14 protein-coding genes are annotated in these 17,379 nt (G+C 46.8%); 12 read left to right on the top strand and 2 right to left on the bottom strand.

Translation table 11 applies throughout. The annotated features are described in order from the left end of the window. Window positions 1–30: 30 nt before the first annotated feature. From fis to ACVLR6_RS08695, 12 genes are all read left to right on the top strand, one after another. Window positions 31–300: a DNA-binding transcriptional regulator Fis gene (fis, locus tag ACVLR6_RS08640; RefSeq protein WP_001086304.1), complete on the top strand. Its 270-nt coding sequence runs from the start codon at window positions 31–33 to the stop codon at window positions 298–300. Window positions 301–391: 91 nt separating this feature from the next. Then, on the top strand, window positions 392–1,966 hold the full coding sequence (gene purH / locus ACVLR6_RS08645; protein WP_005178775.1) for a bifunctional phosphoribosylaminoimidazolecarboxamide formyltransferase/IMP cyclohydrolase: 1,575 nt from the start codon (window positions 392–394) through the stop codon (window positions 1,964–1,966). Window positions 1,967–2,121: 155 nt separating this feature from the next. Then, window positions 2,122–3,405, top strand: a complete 1,284-nt coding sequence (gene purD / locus ACVLR6_RS08650) for a phosphoribosylamine--glycine ligase (protein ID WP_016659107.1) — start codon at window positions 2,122–2,124, stop codon at window positions 3,403–3,405. Window positions 3,406–3,656: 251 nt separating this feature from the next. Continuing rightward, complete coding sequence (locus ACVLR6_RS08655) at window positions 3,657–4,208, top strand: GNAT family N-acetyltransferase (RefSeq protein ID WP_075174398.1); 552 nt, start codon at window positions 3,657–3,659, stop codon at window positions 4,206–4,208. A 506-nt stretch (window positions 4,209–4,714) separates the two neighbouring features. Beyond that, the gene (locus ACVLR6_RS08660; RefSeq protein WP_005178787.1) at window positions 4,715–5,584 is read left to right on the top strand and encodes a MetQ/NlpA family ABC transporter substrate-binding protein; all 870 of its coding nucleotides are present in this window, start codon (window positions 4,715–4,717) and stop codon (window positions 5,582–5,584) included. Window positions 5,585–5,659: 75 nt separating this feature from the next. Continuing rightward, a complete protein-coding gene (locus tag ACVLR6_RS08665) occupies window positions 5,660–6,685 on the top strand; it encodes a methionine ABC transporter ATP-binding protein (protein ID WP_075174374.1) in 1,026 nt (341 codons plus the stop codon). After that, window positions 6,682–7,377, top strand: coding sequence for a methionine ABC transporter permease (locus tag ACVLR6_RS08670; RefSeq protein WP_005178793.1), 696 nt, complete (start codon window positions 6,682–6,684; stop codon window positions 7,375–7,377). Before ACVLR6_RS08665 ends, ACVLR6_RS08670 begins: the two co-directional genes overlap by 4 nt. 266 nt (window positions 7,378–7,643) lie before the next feature. Beyond that, on the top strand, window positions 7,644–11,210 hold the full coding sequence (gene dnaE / locus ACVLR6_RS08675; RefSeq protein WP_455994989.1) for a DNA polymerase III subunit alpha: 3,567 nt from the start codon (window positions 7,644–7,646) through the stop codon (window positions 11,208–11,210). A gap of 29 nt (window positions 11,211–11,239) precedes the next feature. Further along, complete coding sequence (locus ACVLR6_RS08680) at window positions 11,240–12,094, top strand: RNA methyltransferase (RefSeq protein WP_005178798.1); 855 nt, start codon at window positions 11,240–11,242, stop codon at window positions 12,092–12,094. Next, the gene (cysE, locus tag ACVLR6_RS08685) at window positions 12,087–12,896 is read left to right on the top strand and encodes a serine O-acetyltransferase (RefSeq protein ID WP_005178800.1); all 810 of its coding nucleotides are present in this window, start codon (window positions 12,087–12,089) and stop codon (window positions 12,894–12,896) included. The genes ACVLR6_RS08680 and cysE overlap by 8 nt, the downstream gene beginning before the upstream one ends. Window positions 12,897–13,003: 107 nt before the next feature. Beyond that, a complete protein-coding gene (locus ACVLR6_RS08690) occupies window positions 13,004–13,912 on the top strand; it encodes an ABUW_2363 family tetratricopeptide repeat lipoprotein (RefSeq protein ID WP_005178801.1) in 909 nt (302 codons plus the stop codon). A 113-nt stretch (window positions 13,913–14,025) separates the two neighbouring features. Then, a complete protein-coding gene (locus ACVLR6_RS08695) occupies window positions 14,026–16,029 on the top strand; it encodes an esterase/lipase family protein (RefSeq protein ID WP_168397744.1) in 2,004 nt (667 codons plus the stop codon). 76 nt (window positions 16,030–16,105) lie between these two features. Here the strand turns inward: ACVLR6_RS08695 and ACVLR6_RS08700 are convergent, their stop codons facing one another. Together ACVLR6_RS08700 and ACVLR6_RS08705 are read right to left on the bottom strand one after the other, a co-directional pair. Next, a complete protein-coding gene (locus ACVLR6_RS08700) occupies window positions 16,106–17,143 on the bottom strand; it encodes a maleylacetate reductase (RefSeq protein ID WP_455994993.1) in 1,038 nt (345 codons plus the stop codon). A 35-nt stretch (window positions 17,144–17,178) separates the two neighbouring features. Continuing rightward, window positions 17,179–17,331, bottom strand: a complete 153-nt coding sequence (locus ACVLR6_RS08705) for a hypothetical protein (protein ID WP_455994996.1) — start codon at window positions 17,329–17,331, stop codon at window positions 17,179–17,181. Window positions 17,332–17,379: the final 48 nt, after the last annotated feature.

Consider the following 17,379-nt stretch of genomic DNA (forward strand, 5'->3'; position numbering starts at 1 on the left):
AGTGATATCTGATTTTTCGGATTAATTCGCATGAATAGCAAATCTCCTATTTTTACTGCACAATCTGATGTCGCTCTTCGTATCCACGTTGATCGCGCAGTTCGCCATTACTTTGCTCAATTGCAAGGCGAGCAACCTTCTCAGGTGTATGACATGGTGCTAGCAGAAATGGAGAAACCTCTTTTATCTGTAGTTCTAGAATATACACGTGGCAACCAGACACGTGCTGCCGAGATTCTAGGCTTAAACCGTGGTACTTTACGTAAAAAGTTAAAAGCTCACGGTTTAATGAGTGAATAAATGATAAAGTGCTCGCGGCTTTCGTGGGCATTTTTTTTAACCGCATTTTGCTAATGTTTTAATCTGTTTTTTGATAACTGTGACGAAAATCATGACTATTAAACGCGCTTTAATCTCTGTTTCTGACAAAACTGGAATTGTTGAATTTGCACAAAATCTAGTGGCTCTTGGGGTAGAAATTTTATCTACAGGCGGTACATATAAGTTGCTTAAAGACAACAATATCGCTGTAGTTGAAGTTTCAGAGCACACCGGTTTTCCAGAAATGATGGATGGTCGTGTAAAAACTTTACATCCTAAAATTCATGGCGGCATTCTGGCTCGTCGCGGTCTAGACGAAGCTGTAATGGCAGAACACAACATCGATGCAATCGATTTGGTGGTAGTGAACCTTTATCCATTTGCAGCAACGGTTGCAAAACCTGACTGCACCCTGCCAGATGCGATTGAAAACATCGACATCGGTGGTCCAACCATGGTTCGTGCTGCGGCGAAAAACCATGCGTCTGTCGGTATCGTCGTCAACGCATCTGACTATGCGACTGTTATTGCCGAGCTTAAAGCTGAAGGCAGCCTGTCATACGCAACCCGTTTTGACCTGGCAGTGAAAGCATTTGAACATACTGCACAATACGACGGCATGATCGCATCTTACTTAGGCGCTCGCGTAGGTAAAGAACAAGGCGAAGCAGACAAATTTGCGCGTACGTTCAATACACAATTGAACAAAGCACAAGATTTACGTTACGGTGAAAACCCGCATCAATCGGCTGCATTCTATGTAGACCCAGCGGCAACTGAAGCATCTGTTTCAACAGCTAAACAGCTGCAAGGTAAAGAACTTTCTTATAACAACATCGCCGACACTGATGCTGCGCTTGAATGCGTGAAATCATTCGCGAAACCTGCTTGTGTGATCGTAAAACACGCCAACCCATGTGGTGTTGCGGTATCTTTAGACGGCATTCAAGCGGCTTACGACTTGGCTTATGCAACCGATCCTGAATCTGCATTCGGTGGCATCATTGCATTCAACCGTGAATTAGACGTTGCAACTGCACAAGCCATTGTTGACCGTCAATTCGTTGAAGTGATTATTGCACCAAGCGTTGCTGAAGGTGTTTTGGACGTGACTGGCGCGAAGAAAAACGTACGTGTACTGGTCTGTGGCGAATTACCAGCAATTGACGAACGTGCGCCACAAATGGACTACAAACGTGTCAACGGTGGTTTGCTGGTGCAAGACCAAGACTTGGGCATGATCACCAAAGATGATCTTAAAGTGGTGACCAAACGTGCTCCAACCGAGCAAGAAATTGACGACATGATCTTTGCCTGGAAAGTGGCGAAATACGTGAAGTCTAACGCGATTGTGTATGCGAAAAACCGTCAAACCATAGGTGTGGGCGCAGGCCAAATGAGCCGTGTAAACTCTGCGCGTATTGCAGCAATTAAAGCTGAACATGCAGGCCTCGTGGTTGAAGGTGCAGTGATGGCATCTGACGCATTCTTCCCGTTCCGTGATGGTATTGATAACGCTGCGAAAGCAGGGATCAAATGCATTATCCAGCCGGGTGGTTCTATGCGTGATGAAGAAACCATTGCAGCAGCTGACGAAGCTGGTATTGCCATGGTGTTCACTGGCATGCGTCACTTCCGTCACTAATTAACTAAATTAATTAGAAGTCGTATTTAATCATCCCCCTAAATCCCCCTTTGTAAAAAGGGGGACTTTTCGCGTAAGAGAACAGTGTTTTTCGCGATTCCCCTCCCTTTCTTAAAGGGAGGTTGGGAGGGATTCAATTTTGAGGGATTTTTTAAATGAACATTTTAGTTTTGGGTAATGGCGGTCGTGAACATGCATTGGCATGGAAAATCGCACAAGATGAAAAAGTTGCTAAAGTTTTTGTTGCACCAGGCAACGCAGGTACAGCAACCGAAGCTAAATGTGAAAACATCAATTTAAGCATTTTAGACAATGCGGCGATTATCGACTTTGCAAAAAACAATGCGGTAGATTTAATCGTGGTTGGTCCTGAAGCACCGCTGGTCAATGGTGTGGTGGATGCTTGCCGTGAAGCAGGTTTAAAAATCTGGGGTCCAACCCAGTTTGCAGCGCAGCTTGAAGGCTCTAAAGCATTTGCCAAGCATTTCTTAAAACGCCACAACATTCCAACTGCATTCTATGACGTATTCACTGAAGTTGATGCAGCCAAAGCCTTTGTTGAAAAAAATGGTGCGCCGATTGTGATTAAGGCGGATGGTCTTGCTGCAGGTAAAGGCGTAATCGTGGCGATGACCAACGAAGAAGCATTTGCAGCCATTGATGACATGCTGGCAGGCAACAAATTTGGTGATGCCGGTTCTCGCGTAGTCATCGAAGAATTCCTTGCAGGTGAAGAAGCATCATTCATTTGTATGATTGATGGCGACAACATCTTGCCAATGGCCACTTCTCAAGACCATAAACGTATTTTTGAAGGCGACCAAGGTCCAAACACAGGCGGTATGGGTGCCTACTCTCCTGCGCCTGTGGTGACTGCAGACGTATTTGAGCGCGTGATGAAAGAAGTAATGCGCCCAACCGTTGACGGTATGAAAGCAGATGGTCACGTATACACCGGTTTCTTGTACGCTGGCTTGATGATTGATGAACAAGGTCAACCAAAGGTGATCGAGTTTAACTGTCGTTTCGGCGACCCTGAAACTCAACCAATCATGATGCGTTTAAAATCATCTTTGGTTGATCTGGTTGAGGCTGGTATTGCAGGTAACTTGCCAGCAGAAGCTGAATGGGATGAGCGTAAGACTGTCGGTATTGTTTTAGCATCTAAAGGCTACCCAGAAACGTCTAGCAATGGCGATGTGATTTCTGGTTTAAACACCGAAATGACCGATGCCAAAGTGTTCCATGCCGGTACAAAAGCCAATGAAAATGGTGAGATTGTCACTGCTGGTGGTCGTGTACTTTGCGTAACTGCACTAGGCAACACCATTGGTGAAGCACAAGCAAAAGCTTTAGAACTTTGCCAAAAAGTAACCTTCGACGGCGTTCAATATCGTAAAGATATTGGTTACCGTGCGATTGCGCGTGAAAATGCTTAATTCTCTCTTAGATTGATTAAGTAAAAAAACCCCGCTGAATGCGGGGTTTTTTATGCTTCTAAATTTTCCCTCTCCTCTCAGGAGAGGTGCTTTAATTTTTCATTATGAAGCCAACCCTCCGCCTCACCTTCTCCCTGAGCCATATATAGCGCAAGAGAAGGGATTCCATGTCTTATCTCATTACGGAAATTATCATTCTTTTCTTGATAAATGCATTTATGATGCATCAAGAGCTTATTAATCGTTTTAACATGAAAATCCACCTGCAAACCCCTCGCCTGATCCTCCGCCAATGGCAAGACAGCGACGCTGCCCCATTTATCCAAATGTGTGCCGATCCTGAAGTCATGCGTTATTTCCTCAATCCCTTGACCGAGCAGCAAAGTCTGGCTTTTATGCAACGCATCCAGAATTTTATTGCCACACACGGCTGGGGCCTGTTTGCTGTCGAACTAAAAAGTAGCGGTGAATTTATCGGGTTTATTGGTTTACATCAGCATCTAGAACACTATGATTTTGCTCCATGTATTGAAATTGGCTGGCGACTAGCCAAGCAATACTGGCACAACGGTTATGCCACCGAAGGCTCAAAAGCCGTACTGGATTATGCTTTTCGTGAGCTACAGCTGGACAACGTAGTTTCCTTTACTACCGTGCTCAACACGCCCTCGGAAAAAGTCATGCAAAAAATTGGCTTAAGCAAAGTCAAAACCTTTGCGCATCCGCTGGTGCCGGCAGATCATCCTTTACTTATGCATGTGCTCTATCAGATTGATCGCCAAAGCTATCTGCAAGCGCATTAAAAATCTCAAGTTTGGATGAGAACTGTCATAGGATTGAAGGAAATAATCATTATAAAGATCTATCATCCTACCCCATCTGCGCTATATCTATTTTTACGATTTAGATTGGATAATTTTTTATATAAACATCTATAAGATTTTTTCATAGATTTAGCCCTTTCAATTCAAAATAGTAAATTGATTTATTTATTCTTTTCTTATTTTATGAACTTTACTTATGCAGGAATACGGCTAAAGGTCTAGTTTCTATACACTATTTTGTATATCAATTTATTGTTATGATGTAGGCCATTTTTTCGCTATCTTCTAAAAATAAAGTTTTCAATTACATGGCTTTAAGCGTTTTTAAAGTCAATTGAAAAATACAGCAGATAGCTAAAAGCCTAAACGAATTCGCGCACTGGACGGACTTGAATCTCGCCTCTTTCGGCTCAAGTGAAACCCCGGCGCTTAAAATTATCAATAAAGTAACAGCCTGGCTGCTTCACTTTATTTGGGATGGACACATGAAAAAGTTCCTTGGCCTGGTTCTAGGTCTTTCTGTTGGTTTAGCTGGCTGTGCAAAACAGGAAACGCCGGCAACTGACGCCGCACAAACTGATGCTGCAACTGTACAAACCGTCACCATGGCATCTACCGGTTCCGATGCTGACATCTGGCGCTATATTGCGACTTTGCCTGAAACTGAAGCGGCGGGTATCAAGCTGGAAGTGAAAAACTTCACCGATTACGTTTCAATGAACACCGCTGTGGCAAACAATGAAATTGATGTGAACGCATTCCAGTCTTATGCTTATCTGGTGGCTTACAATGCCAACAATGAGCAGAAGATTGCGCCGGTTTCGACCACCTATCTTGAGCCAATGGGTATTTACTCAAGCAAAGTGAAAAAAGTGGAAGAGTTCCAGAACGGCGCGACCATTGCTATTCCGAATGATGCAGCCAATGAAGCGCGTGCCCTGCTGTTATTGCAATCTGCAGGTCTGATCAAGCTGAAAGCAGACTTCTCTCCTGCAACGGGCACTCCAAATGACATTACTGAAAATGCCAAAGCAATTGTCATCAAACCGATTCAAATGGCGACAGCCGTTCGTGTTAAAGATGAAGTGGATGCCATTGTGCTAGGCAATACCCTAGCGATGGAAGGCGGTTTAAACGTACTGAAAGATTCAATCTTCTACGAACCAATTGACCAGAGCACCAAGCTGAACGTCAACGTATTGGCAGTTGCAGAAGCACGTAAAGATGACCCGATCCTGAAAAAAGTCGGTGAGCTTTATCACACTGAAGCGGTGAAACAGTATGTAGATCAAAACTTCGGTGGCACAAAAGTTGCGGTAAATAAACCTGTCAGCTATTTAACTGAAACCAATTAAGCATATAATGCTGAGTTAACAAACAGGCAAAGTGTACTTTGCCTGTTTTTCATTTTTGTACAGTTTCTTGACGCTATGATCGAATTTAAGAATATTTCCAAACATTATCAGCTTAAAGGCCAGACCATTCGCGCGCTGGATCAGGTCAATCTGCAAATTCCAGATGGCAGTATCTTTGGAATTATTGGTTATAGTGGTGCAGGAAAAAGTACCCTCATTCGTCTGATTAATTTGCTGGAGCGCCCGAATGAAGGTCAGGTAATCATCAATAACACTGACTTTACCGCTTTAAGTGCCAAGGCGCTGCGTCAGGAACGTGCCAATATCGGCATGATTTTCCAGCACTTTAACCTGCTGCAAACCAAAACCGTAGCGGCCAATATTGAAATGCCGATGAAACTGCTCGGCTGGTCGGCGGCAGAGCGTGAAAAACGCCTGAATGAACTGCTCGAATTTATTGATCTGAAACATAAAAAAGATGCCTATCCAGATGAGCTGTCTGGCGGTCAAAAACAGCGGGTCGGGATTGCCCGTGCCCTGGCCAATCATCCTAAAATCTTACTTTGTGATGAAGCCACCAGTGCGCTGGATCCGCAAACCACGCAATCGGTGCTGGAACTGCTAAAAAAAATTAATCGTGAACAAGGCATTACCATTGTCATGGTCACCCATGAAATGGATGTAATTGAATCAGTCTGTGATTATGTGGCCGTTATGGAACATGGCCAGGTGATTGAAACCGGTTCTACCCTGGACATTTTTAGCCAGCCGCAGCATCCAACCACCAAGAATTTTATTCAAACCGTGCTGCAACAGCAGTTACCGGTGAATATTTTAAACAATCTGGAAAACCAGAATCAGCACAGTATTTACTGCCTGAAATTTTTAGGGAAATCGGCGCAGGAAACCGTGATTCAAGCAGTAATTAAACAGTTTGATTTAAGCCTGAATATTTTATTTGCCAACATGACTGAAATTAATGGCGCGGTGATTGGGCAGATGTTTATTCAGTTGCTAGGGGACCCGGCCATTATTCAGCAAGCACTTCAGTTCCTCGAACAAAATGGGGTTCAGGTTGAACAAGCAGGAGTACAAGGATGAGAGATTTAATTGTCCAGTGGCTCACCAGCCTGACCGCGCCGTTCTGGAAAAGCGCCCTGTCGATGGACCAGTTTGTCACAGCCTTACAAGAAACTTTCCACATGGTGTTTTTTGCCATGCTGTTTGGCTGTATCTGGGGCTTTATTCAGGGGATTACCCTGGTCGCCACCCGTCCGGGCGGTATTTTACCGAACCGCGCGATTTATCATGGCCTGAACCCGATTGTAAATGCGCTACGTTCCCTGCCATTTATTATCCTGTTAATTGCCGTTATTCCTTTAACCAAGTTTCTGGTCGGTACCTCAATTGGCACCTGGGCTGCCATTGTCCCGCTGACCATTTATGTCGGTCCATATATTGGCCGTCTGGTGGAAACCTCATTGCTGGAAGTGAATGAAGGGATTATTGAATCGGCACAAGCCATGGGTGCCACGCCACTACAAATTATCTTCAAGTTTATTTTGCCAGAAGCACGTAGCTCGCTGATTCTAAACCTGACCACCGCCACCATCAGCCTGATTGGTGCAACTGCAATGGCCGGTGCCGTCGGTGCCGGTGGTATTGGTGATCTGGCCATTTCTTACGGTTACCAGCGTTTTGATACCAGCGTGGTGATTCTGACCGTCATTGTGCTGCTGATTCTGGTGCAAATTGTGCAGATGCTAGGTGAATGGCTGGCTAAACTCAGATAAGGGCTCGCCTCTCTATCCAGCACGAGACAGATTACCTGCCCTCAAATCAATCACCCTCTACGGAGGGTTTTATTTTGGCTGTTAATCACCCTCATAGCAGCCCGAAAACGCTGGTTTTCAGCCCATGCAGATTACTGTTCAAGTGATGAGAAACCAATCCGCTACGTTGGTTTACATATCTAAAACTTCGCCATTTCCCCTTAATTTCAAACTGAAAGCCAAAATCCCGTGCTAAAATGTGCAGTGGTTTTTGCAGGGACTGATTTATGCACTTTGTTCATCTTGGTATTCATACTGAATTTTCGATTACAGAATCTATCGTACGTATACCTGATTTAGTCAAAGCCGCAGCCAGTGAAGAAATGCCTGCCCTGGCCATCACCGACCTGTCCAACCTGCATGCCGCCGTCAAATTCTATGGCAAATGTCTGGGCAAAGGCATCAAGCCGATCATGGGTTCGGAAATCCGCCTGAATGATGCCGAACATCGCATGACCTTACTGGCCATGAACAATCATGGCTGGCGTAATCTGACCGAAATCGTGTCGCGCGGTTTTATTGAAGGCCAGCAGCTGGATATTCCCTGCGTACAGAAAGACTGGGTCTTGGAGCAGCATGACGATTTAATCGCCCTGCTCGGCATTCACTCCGATGTCGGTAAAATGCTCTGTACCTCTAACCCGCAAAAAGCCGAACCTTTACTTGAAGAATGGATTGCCAAGTTTGGAAACCGGGTTTATCTGGCCCTGACCCGCACCAATCGCCCGAATGAAGAAGACTTCATTTATGAAGCGGTACAGCTGGCGAAAAAATATAATATTGGCGTGGTGGCACATAATGATGTGCACTTCATCAGCCGTGAAGATTTTGAAGCGCATGAAGCGCGCGTCTGTATTGCCGATGGTTATGTTTTGGGCGATAGCCGCCGACCAAAAAACTACAGCCCGGAGCAGTATTTTAAAACCGCTGTAGAAATGACCGAGCTGTTTGCCGACATTCCGTCTGCCATTGAAAACACCTATCACATTGCCAAGCGCTGTAATGTGACGCTGCAACTGGGCAAATACTTCCTGCCGGATTACCCGATTCCGGAAGGCCATACCATTGAAACCTTCTTTGCGCATTTATCCAAGGAAGGTCTGGAAGAGCGCCTGAACCATCTTTATCCGGTAGCGCAGCGCGATGAAGACTGGCCTGAAATCCGCAAACCGTATGATGAGCGGATTGAATACGAAATTAATATTATTAACTCGATGGGATTCCCGGGTTACTTTCTGATCGTGATGGACTTCATTCAGTGGTCGAAGAATAACGGCGTGCCGGTCGGTCCGGGTCGTGGTTCGGGTGCCGGCTCGCTGGTAGCGTACAGTTTAAAAATTACCGATCTGGATCCGCTGCGCTATGAACTGCTGTTCGAACGTTTCCTGAACCCGGAACGTGTCTCGATGCCCGACTTTGACGTCGACTTCTGTATTGCCGGCCGTGACCGCGTGATTGACTACGTGGCCCGTACCTATGGCCGTGATGCGGTATCGCAGATTGCCACCTTCGGTACCATGGCCGCTAAAGGCGCGATTCGTGACGTAGCCCGAGTTTTGGGTAAATCTTATGGTCTGGCCGACCGTATTTCCAAAATGATTCCGACCAAACCTTTGGGTCTGAGTCTGGAAGAATCGCTGGCGGCTGAACCGCAGTTAAAAGATATTGTCACCAATCCGGGTAACCCGGACTATGACGATGCTTCTGAAATCTGGGAAATGGCATTAAAGCTCGAAGGCATTACCCGAAATACCGGTAAACACGCCGGTGGTGTGGTCATTGCACCGACCAAAATTACCGACTTCTCTGCGGTACTGTGCGATGCCGATGGCACCGGCCGGGTGGCCCAATACGATAAAGATGACGTTGAAGCCGCTGGTCTGGTCAAGTTCGACTTCCTGGGGCTGCGTAACCTGACTGTAATTGAAGATGCGGTGCAGAATATTAATAAACGGGTTAAACCCGAGATCCCGCTGGATATTGCCCATATTCCGCTGGATGACAAAGATGCCTATTTGGTCTTTGCCAATGCCAATACCACCGCGGTGTTCCAGTTTGAATCCGTGGGCATGAAAAAGATGCTGAAAGAAGCACGCCCGAGTAAATTTGAAGAAATTATTGCTTTCGTATCTTTGTATCGTCCGGGTCCAATGGACCTGATTCCGGACTTTATTCATCGTATGCATGGCGGTGAATTTGAATACCTGCATCCGCTGCTCGAAGGTGTACTGGAACCGACTTACGGCATTATGGTGTATCAGGAACAGGTGATGCAGGCCGCACAGTACTGTGCCGGCTATACGCTTGGTGGTGCGGACTTGCTGCGCCGTGCCATGGGTAAGAAAAAACCCGAAGAAATGGTCAAGCAGCGTAAAATCTTTATTGAAGGTGCGGCCCAAAAAGATATTGATGAAGCCACCGCCAACCATATTTTCGACTATATGGAAAAATTCGCCGGCTATGGTTTTAACAAATCACACGCCGCTGCCTATGCGTTAGTGGCCTACCAGACCGCCTGGCTCAAAGCCCATTACCCGGCCGAGTTCCTGGCTGCCGTCATGTCCTCGGAAATGCAGAATACCGATAACGTGGTGTTCCTGATTGATGACTGCCGCCACAATGGTCTGGAAGTCTTACCACCGTCGGTGAATATGTCGCTGTATCATTTCCATGCCACCGATGACAAAACCATTGTGTATGGTTTAGGCGCAATTAAAGGCGTGGGTGAACAGGCCATGCAATCGGTGATTGATTCGCGTATCCAGCAAGGACCATATAAAGACCTGTTTGATTTCTGTCACCGGATTGACCTGAAAAAAATCAATAAACGCACCTTAGAGGCCCTGATTCGTGCCGGTGCGCTAGACTGTTTAGGCATTGAACGTTCCAGCCTGATGGTGCAGTTACCGGAAGCGGTGCAAGCTGCAGAACAGGCCCGTTCTAACCGTGAAACCGGGATTATGGACCTGTTTGGTGAAGTCGAAGAAGTACAGCGCAAACCGGCAAAACCGGTCAAACCGTGGTCCGATGAAGTCCGCTTAAAAGGTGAAAAAGATACTTTAGGCCTGTACCTGACCGGCCACCCGATTGATGTATACCGGGCTGAGCTGAAATCCTTTATTCCGGCGCGAATTAATGAACTGAGTCCGACCCGCCGTGGGGTCACCACAGTCTTTGCCGGACTGGTGCTGGATGTGGCCAACTTCCCGAACCGGGTGGTGGTGACCTTAGATGATGGCACCGCACGAATTGAAGTATCAGCCAATCACGAGCGTTTCCAGCGCTTTAAAGACATCATCCAGGTTGAAAAAGTGGTGGTGATTGAAGGCGAAATTTATGAGCGCGAAGGTTTTGACCGTCCAATGGGGCGTCTGACCAAAGCCTTTAGCCTGAATGAAATCCGTCAGAAACGGGCCAACAGTATCAAGATTACGCTATCCGCCGAACATGACAGTAGAACGCTGAGTCGTGATGTACAGCAGATTTTGATGCCGTATACCAATATTGATATGAGCACGCATATTCCTGTGATTCTGTATGTAGATTATGGTTATGCCACTGCTGAACTGCATTTAGGCGTGCAATGGAAAGTCGCGCCAATGGATGAACTGCTGATCAAGCTACGTGATTATTTTGGTAAAGATGCTCTGCATATCGAATATCAGGTGAAATCTAAAGCCGCCCAAGCGGTGGCGCATGAGCCCAAGCCTGCCCACGTTCCGGCACCTCCAGCGGACATGAGCATGGATGATGCGCTCGATTTATATCAGGCCGAAATGGGTCAATATTCTTAATTTAAAATTTTCTTTATTCTGGACCTTGTATGAGTCAAGTCGACAATGCTGCCTTGTCAGCACATCTCTCCCATGTGCGTATTGTCATGGTCAATACCACTCTGCCCGCCAATATCGGCAGCGCCTTACGCGCCATGAAAACCATGGGCCTGTCCAAACTGGTGCTGGTCGCACCGAAGACCTATCCGCATCCGGATATTGACGCACTGGCGGCCGGTGCCACCGATCTGATTGAACAGATTGAAATTGTCGACACCCTGGAACAGGCCATTCAGGACTGTCATCTGGTGTTTGGTACCAGTGCGCGCAGCCGCACCATTCCCTGGCCGCTGCTGGATGTCCGCCCGGCTGCGGAAAAAGCCATGCAGGCCGTGACGGCATCGCATCAGGAAATTGCGGTGATTTTTGGCCGTGAAGATCGTGGTCTGACCAATGAAGAACTGGCCCTGGCCAATTACCATGTCACCATTCCGGTGAATAGCGATTACGGCGTGTTAAACGTGGCCCAGGCCATTCAGATTATCTGTTATGAAATGCGGATGGCAGCCATGGCCCGGGTAGAACAGCAGCCAGACCCTAAAGCCACCATGCAAGTTCTTGATGGTATCGAAATGGAATGGGATGAACCTTTAGTGACCCATGCCCAGATGGAACAGTTCTATCCGCATATTGAAAAAATGCTGGCCGAGATTGAATTTATGGATCCGAAAAATCCAAGATTATTACCTTTGCGCTTGCGTCGGCTTTTTGGACGTATACAATTAGATCGTATGGAATATCACTTATTACGTGGCATTTTTAGTCGCGTACAGGCATTGAATAACGGTTCATGGAAAAAATCATCAACAACATCGACACAGGACGAGGATCAAGATAATGCTTAAACAGCTCAAAGAAGATATACAAGCTGTCTTTGCGCGCGATCCTGCTGCACGCAATACCTTGGAAGTCTTAACTACCTATCCCGGCATTCATGCCCTGATCATGCATCGGGTTGCACATGAACTCTGGAACAAAGACTGCAAGGGTTCGGCGCGCCTGCTGTCTTCATTTAGCCGCTTTGCCACCGGTATTGAAATTCATCCGGGCGCGAAAATTGGTCGCCGTTTTTTTATTGACCACGGTATGGGTGTGGTGATTGGTGAAACAGCCGAAATTGGCGATGATGTGACCCTGTATCATGGCGTGACCCTTGGGGGGACCACCTGGAACAAAGGCAAACGTCACCCGACTTTAGAAGATGGCGTGATTGTTGGTGCTGGCGCGAAAATTCTCGGGCCATTTACCGTGGGTAAAAATGCCAAAGTCGGTTCCAATGCAGTGGTGACCAAAGCGGTACCGGCCAATACCACCGCGGTCGGCAATCCGGCGCGTTTTATTACCAAAGATCAGCCGAAAGATGAAGCCGAAGCACGTCGCCGTGACTATGCTGAAAGCATCGGTTTCCAGCCGTATGCGGCTACCCAGGATCAGTCCGATCCGATTCTAGACGGCATGCGGGTCTTGCTAGACCGTATTCAGCACAATGAAAAACGCATGAATACCTTATGCCAGCGTCTGTCTTTACTCGACCCAAGTTTTAAAAAGCAGCAGCAAAACGAACAGCCATTTAGTGCTGAAGAATTAAAAATTATTGAAGATGTGCGCCGTGAATGTGAAGCACAAAGCAGTCAGTCCAAAGCTTAACAACACGGTAACAGCAAACTTCTTGCCTTCTCTTGCATGTTCGTCACAGATTTTTTAGACTGACGAACATGCTCAGCCATTTTAAAATAAATTAACGGATGAATATTATGACGCTTAAGCCTTTGGCATTTGCTCTGATTGCGACCACTTTAGTTTCAGCCTGTTCCACTGCACCAAAACAACAAAACCCAGCCAATGCACCAATTGTGTTTACCGAGCCTGATCTGACCCCTCCATTTTATGCTTTAAATCCGTTTAATTATGATGCACCTCCTCCATTTGAACTGAACCTGCAACAGGCTGCGGCCCAGCCAGTGACTAAAATGGAAGTAACTGCCCCGGATAATCCATCGAAAAAAATTACTTTAGACACCAACCGTCTGATTATTCCGACCATCAACAACAACCAGCGCAGCTTGAAGTTTGCGGTGCTGGCCGGTGAAAATGAAATTGACATCACCGAAATTGATGACTTTTTACAGATGGTCGAAGGTAAAGCACGTCACTATCCACCACGTTTTACTGACCGTCAGGAACGCCGCGGTTTTGAAGCTAAACTCAAAGAAGTCACCCAACAACTGGACAGCCTGGCGGTACAGGAAAATGCCTCTTTTGATGTGCTGATTCGTGCCTTTAAAGCCAGCGTAATGGCACGTAACCTGGACTTAGGTTCAATTTATACCACCCGTTCTCTGGCTTATGCGCAGCGCATCTTGAAAATTAACAAGGAAGATGCCGAAGCCAATTTCTGGTTTGGTTTTGCCCTGTCTGAAGGTGGTGGTCATCGTGAAGCAATTTCTTATTTAGATAAAGCCATGAAAGCCGGCGTACAGGAAGCCTATCTGGCTGCTGCCAACAACTATATTGCTTTAGAGCAAAAGAAAAATGCGGTACAGACCTTGAAAAACTACAAGATCAAGTATCCGCAAGAAGCAGCTGTGGCAGACCGTTTAATTACTGAAATTGAAAAACAGGGCCGCTGGAATGTCTGGCAAATCATGACACCGAAGGCTTAAGTCTGGTGAAAGAAAAAATAGGTCATGTTATATGGCCTATTTTTTTGTCAATTGAAAAAACCAAGAAATTCAGTATGATTAAAAAAAACTTATAAAATACGATGCGAATTCACATGACCACTATGACGTATAAGATGATGCTGGCCACCGCGCTCAGCAGTTCCATTCTCGTTGGCTGCCAAACGGTCAGTGTTAAACAGCAAGCATTAAATGTCAGCATTGCCAACGAACGGGAAAGTATTTTATCTCGTGACCGCTTGAGCGAGGCCAGCCTCAATGTCTTGTCCATGACTGGCCGTGAAGCGCAAATCTGTACCGAAAACCCGAAACAGTGTATTGATGAACTGAAGCAGATTCCGGAAATTCTGGGTGAACAGCTGCTGTCCACTGCCAGCGAAGTTTATCTGGCCAAAGCCATGCAACTGGCCGATTCTTCCAATTGTAAAATCGGAATTTTAAGCAAACACCAGTCTGAAGAAAAACAGCAATTACAGCAGCAGAACTATCAAAAATGCCTCGACCAGCAGCTGTTTATGCTGGATAAAAGTATCCGTTATAGCTATGCCTATATGTTCAAAACCGAACGGGCGCCACAAGACCGGATTTTTGACAACCGTCAGGTACAAATCCGCGACTTTTATAATCAGGCCATTGCCAAACTAGTGTCCAGCTATACCCTGCGCTATCAGCCGGATGTGGTGGCCAGCCAGATTCAGGTCGGTGAAAGTACCTATCATATTGACTTCAATTATTTTCCAACCTTAAAACAGCAAAAAATCGAGCAGTTAAGAGCCACCTATGACCTGAACTTTTCAGGCTTGCGTTCCATTACCCGTCGTGATGGTTTTGGCTCGGAATTTCTGGTCATTCTGCCGGAGCAACGCGCAGATCAGCCAGAGAAAGCCCGTTATATTATTGATCCTTTAAGCCATCGTTATCCAAACAATCAGAATCCGAATATCCATCAGGCCCGTTATCTGGCGGCAACCCTGGTGGCTGAACCGCAGCAGTTTGGCAATGTAGAGGATATCCTGAACAAGGATTTTCGCCTGCGCGCCTATGATCCCTATAAATATGAACAGGCCCGCATTGCCAATAAAAACTATCCGCTGGCGGCTAATTTTTCTGCGCCTTATGGATTGTGGCTGGCGGAAAATAATCTGCTGAAATCGGCTTATCTGTCACTGATTGACCGTGATGACAAGCTGACCATGCCGCATTTATATTTTCTGGAACCATATAATCCGAATAAAAAAGTGCTGGTTTTGGTGCATGGTCTGGCCAGTAGTCCGGAAGCCTGGATTCGCTTAACCAACGATATTATGGGTGATCCAGTGTTACGCGAGCATTATCAGGTCTGGCAGGTGTTTTATTCGACCAATATGCCAATTATTGAAAGCCGTTTCCAGATTCATGCTCTATTGACCCAAGCCTTCCAGCAGGTCAATCCCAAAGCCGCGGCGAAAAAAGATGCGGTGCTGGTCGGCCACAGTATGGGCGGGATTATTGCCCGACTCCTGGTCAGTGATGCCGATGTGTCCAAAGAAGCCCTGTCGATGATGAGTGGCCGACAACTGGCCAAATACCGCCGTATTCCCGTGATTCAGCAGCGCCTGATTATGCAGGATATTCCTAACTTTAACCGGGCAATTTTCTTGGCCGCTCCGCACCGCGGCACCGAATATGCCGATCGCTGGTTTACCAAAGTGGCGCGTAAAATTATCCGTTTACCGGGGGCATTTTTAAATGCGGCCACCGATTCATTGTTAAATGAAGACCCGAGCCTGAAAGATCTGGTCAATGAACTAGATAAAGGCCTGATTCAAAATGGCCCAAGCGATTTAAGCCATCAATCCAAATTTATTGCCTTAACTCAAGATATTCAGCCACGTAAAGGACTGAAATATCATAGTATTATGGGCAATACCAGTCAGAGTAACGACCCTGCTCTCATCACCGATGATATTGTGGCCTATGAAAGTGCGCATCTGAAACAGGCCCAGTCTGAAAAAATTATTACCGGTGGCCACTCGATTCAGGAAACTCCAGAAGCAGTGTTGGAACTGCGCCGGATTTTACGCTTACACTTGCAGGAGCTGGGTTTATATAAACCTTAACCTGCCAATAAAAAACCGAAGCCTTCAACCGCTTCGGTTTTTTTATCTCTGGAAGATGGCTACATATTGCTATGTATTAAAGTGTGGCAGGAGGCAAACCGGCATAAGCCTGCAGCAACAGCTGCTTTAATTCATCATCGTCATATTCACGCGGATTATAATACGGCGAATCACAAATCATCCGGGCAATGTCCGCCGGGGCGTGTTCCGGTAACCCTAAGTCTTTTAAAGCCAGAGGAATCTGCAGGCGCTGGTTTAATTGATAGATAAAACGGCCCAGCTTCTCCCGACTGTCAACACCCAGTGCAGCGGCCAGTTGATCCATCGGCTGTACATCGGCATGGCGGTTATAGTGCACCGAATAGGCCAGTATAATCGCGTGGGTTTGCGCATGAGGCAGGTTAAAGGTGCCCCCTAGGCTATGACAGATTTTATGGTGAATCGCCATACCGACCGAACCCAGACAAATCCCAGCCAGCCACGCGCCATAGCTGACCTGTTCACGCAGTTGAATATCGTTCGGATGCTGTACCAGTTCCGGTAAAGCGGTGGCCAGACAGCGAATCGCCTCCAGCGCCATCAGGCTAATCACCGGATTTTTATTTTCTGCATACAAAGCCTCCACCGCATGCGCCATGGCATTCATGCCCGAACAGGCAGAAATCTCTGCCGGCAGATTCAGGTTAAGCGCTGGATCATAAATCACGATTTTCGGTAACACCTGTGCAGCTTTGCCGGTGGTTTTCAGCTGATTTTCCGTAATACCATATACCGGGGTCATTTCACTGCCCGCATAGGTGGTCGGAATTGCCACAATTGGCAGATGGGTGTCCAGTGCAATGGCTTTGGCTAAACCAATAGCCGAACCACCGCCAAACGCCAGACAGCAATCCACCTGTAACTCTTGGGCTGCCTGAACCGCCTGCCGCGCCACCTCTGCCGGCACGTGCATTACCGCATGAGCATAAACCGTAACGGTCAAATCACCGAGTTGTTGGGCCAGTTGCTCAGCGGCCTTCTGCTGGCCGGGCGTAGCAATCAGCAGAATCTTGTGATAACCGGCCTGCTTGAGAATGTGCTGCGTGCGCTTGGCTTCCCCCGCACCAAAATACACCTATACCGGCAAAGCCTGATAATAGAACTTGGGCATCATGGGCTCATCTTCATGTTGTTATTTACCCCAGTATAGAGCGCCTCTCCTGCTGCTTCGAGCGCATTGCTGCAACGCTGCTTTCCATATTTCCTGGTCTTCTCTGCTGCAATCTTCATCAGCTGTATTGTCCGCTTAATTTTCTCCGCCATAAGCTGCTCAGTTTCAGCACAGATTTTCCAGAATCGGTTTTTTCCGCC

Source organism: Acinetobacter sp. T63 (genome assembly GCF_053852345.1).

Bases quoted from the DNA above. Each gene is read 5' to 3' on its own strand.
- fis (WP_001086304.1), top strand. From the start codon at position 31: ATGAATAGCAAATCTCCTATTTTTACTGCACAATCTGATGTCGCTCTT.
- purH (WP_005178775.1), top strand. From the start codon at position 392: ATGACTATTAAACGCGCTTTAATCTCTGTTTCTGACAAAACTGGAATT.
- purD (WP_016659107.1), top strand. From the start codon at position 2,122: ATGAACATTTTAGTTTTGGGTAATGGCGGTCGTGAACATGCATTGGCA.
- ACVLR6_RS08655 (WP_075174398.1), top strand. From the start codon at position 3,657: ATGAAAATCCACCTGCAAACCCCTCGCCTGATCCTCCGCCAATGGCAA.
- ACVLR6_RS08660 (WP_005178787.1), top strand. From the start codon at position 4,715: ATGAAAAAGTTCCTTGGCCTGGTTCTAGGTCTTTCTGTTGGTTTAGCT.
- ACVLR6_RS08665 (WP_075174374.1), top strand. From the start codon at position 5,660: ATGATCGAATTTAAGAATATTTCCAAACATTATCAGCTTAAAGGCCAG.
- ACVLR6_RS08670 (WP_005178793.1), top strand. From the start codon at position 6,682: ATGAGAGATTTAATTGTCCAGTGGCTCACCAGCCTGACCGCGCCGTTC.
- dnaE (WP_455994989.1), top strand. From the start codon at position 7,644: ATGCACTTTGTTCATCTTGGTATTCATACTGAATTTTCGATTACAGAA.
- ACVLR6_RS08680 (WP_005178798.1), top strand. From the start codon at position 11,240: ATGAGTCAAGTCGACAATGCTGCCTTGTCAGCACATCTCTCCCATGTG.
- cysE (WP_005178800.1), top strand. From the start codon at position 12,087: ATGCTTAAACAGCTCAAAGAAGATATACAAGCTGTCTTTGCGCGCGAT.
- ACVLR6_RS08690 (WP_005178801.1), top strand. From the start codon at position 13,004: ATGACGCTTAAGCCTTTGGCATTTGCTCTGATTGCGACCACTTTAGTT.
- ACVLR6_RS08695 (WP_168397744.1), top strand. From the start codon at position 14,026: ATGACCACTATGACGTATAAGATGATGCTGGCCACCGCGCTCAGCAGT.
- ACVLR6_RS08705 (WP_455994996.1), bottom strand. From the start codon at position 17,331: ATGGCGGAGAAAATTAAGCGGACAATACAGCTGATGAAGATTGCAGCA.